Here is a 1,634-nt window from a genome sequence, read left to right as displayed (position 1 = left end):
CGTTTGTCCACACACCAACCGATGATCACGCGGTGGCCGTACCCGTTCTCGGCCGGGTACGGCCACAAGATCGCGAAGTCAGACTGGAGTACTAACCCGAGTGCAACCTCTTCCACGACCCGGACTTTCAGCCCAACCGCCAAAGCGACGGCTGATTTTCGGGCGACTTCCGAAGCTGCCCCGAGAGGATCGGATGTCACTCACAGTGGCCGCTGCACGGAAGCTGGGCCAGAACCTTACTTCGGGAGGCACCGCTGTCCGGCGCTGTTCGATCGGAACTGGCACCCCGTCAGTCCGCTAGAGGAGGCCGGTGCGCATGTGCTCCGTGAGGTTCTCGGTGATCTCGCGTAGCCACGGGGTGCGGACGGCAGGCAGTCGGACCAGGGTTCGCTGGAAAACTTCCCAGTCAATTCGGAACACGTCGTGGACACTCGGCGTGGGCGGGTCGTCGCGAAGGACGCCGTCGGGCATTGGACCCGATGCAGGAACGGCCAGCTGCCGCTCAGGGAAGACCAGCCGGAGCCACACCCCGAACGGCAATGGGACCAAGTGCGCCGGAGCGGCCGGGGTCCATGCCTTCCCGGTCTGCGGGTGGGACGGCACGAGGAGGATGTCGGCGTCAGCGCTGCGGGTCGGCTGTCCTGGTCCGGCCAGGACGGCGCGCCGCGTCGGCCGTCCGGCCAGCAGCAGGGTGTCGAGGGCGCGTTGGAACATCTTTGCCGTCAGGCCGTCCTGAACCGTCACCGCCCGGCCTTCCGAGGCCACCAGGAGGTGGGCGAGCGCCTGCCCGGCTGCCGCCACCCACTGTGGGCTCCAATGCCACCGGTCGCTCGCCCCGAACGGCGCTCCCCACTGGGCGATCGGCTCGGACGGGGGCACGCCCACCCCCTCCGCGAGCAGGTCCGCCCAGGACAGCAGTCCGGCGTCGGCGCCCTCGACGGGAAAGCGACGCACGGCGTTCGGGGCGAGCCACACTGCCTGCCAGAGCGAGCAGTCGTCGACCCTGCTCGCCACGAGAAGACCGCAGCCCGCGCAGGCCATGTTGGGGCCGTCACCCCCGCCGAAGCCGCAGCAGGCGCCGCCGCGCATTTCCGGGATCAGCACAGCGCCACGGGTGTCTCCCGGTGCGATGACGACCGCGCTGGCCGCGCCTTCGGACAGGGCGTGGACCGGCGCGTAGATGCCGCGGGCAGCCGCCTCGTCCGGATCGATCTCCTCCCACCCTCGCCACGGCGGCCCCCAGGGCTCCAGTTCCACGGCGAACGTCCCCGATTCCATGAGCACCGGGAGCTGAAGCCCGTTCCCGTACTGCTGGCGAGCATGGGCGGGCAGGGCGACCTGGGACAACGGGGCGGTCAGCTGGGCGCCACACCGCACACACACGAAAACGAACAAACGTCCTCCGCTCGGGAAACAGGGGCATCGTCGCAGCTCCGTGGCAGACCGGCCAACGTGTTTGTCAGTTCGCTGTGAGGCCGAATCACAGCCACGACGCCGAGCATCATCGTTCGAGTCCTCGACGGGCTCCACTGCTCGTTTGGCTCTGTTCCGTAGTCGGTGGTGACGACATGTGACGAGTCTCGTTGACATCACATGTGCGATGCCAACTCCCTTGTGGGAACAGTGTTTTCGGG

1 protein-coding gene is annotated in these 1,634 nt (G+C 68.1%); it reads right to left on the bottom strand.

All coding sequences use genetic code 11. The features are described 5' to 3' along the window. Positions 1–297: 297 nt before the first annotated feature. Positions 298–1,395: a hypothetical protein gene (locus tag ABZY11_RS44340; protein WP_356484595.1), complete on the bottom strand. Its 1,098-nt coding sequence runs from the start codon at positions 1,393–1,395 to the stop codon at positions 298–300. Positions 1,396–1,634 lie beyond the last annotated feature (239 nt).

It is taken from the genome of Streptomyces sp. NPDC006510 (genome assembly GCF_040611955.1).
GTDB lineage: Bacteria > Actinomycetota > Actinomycetes > Streptomycetales > Streptomycetaceae > Streptomyces.
This window is presented reverse-complemented; position numbering and strand designations above follow the sequence as displayed.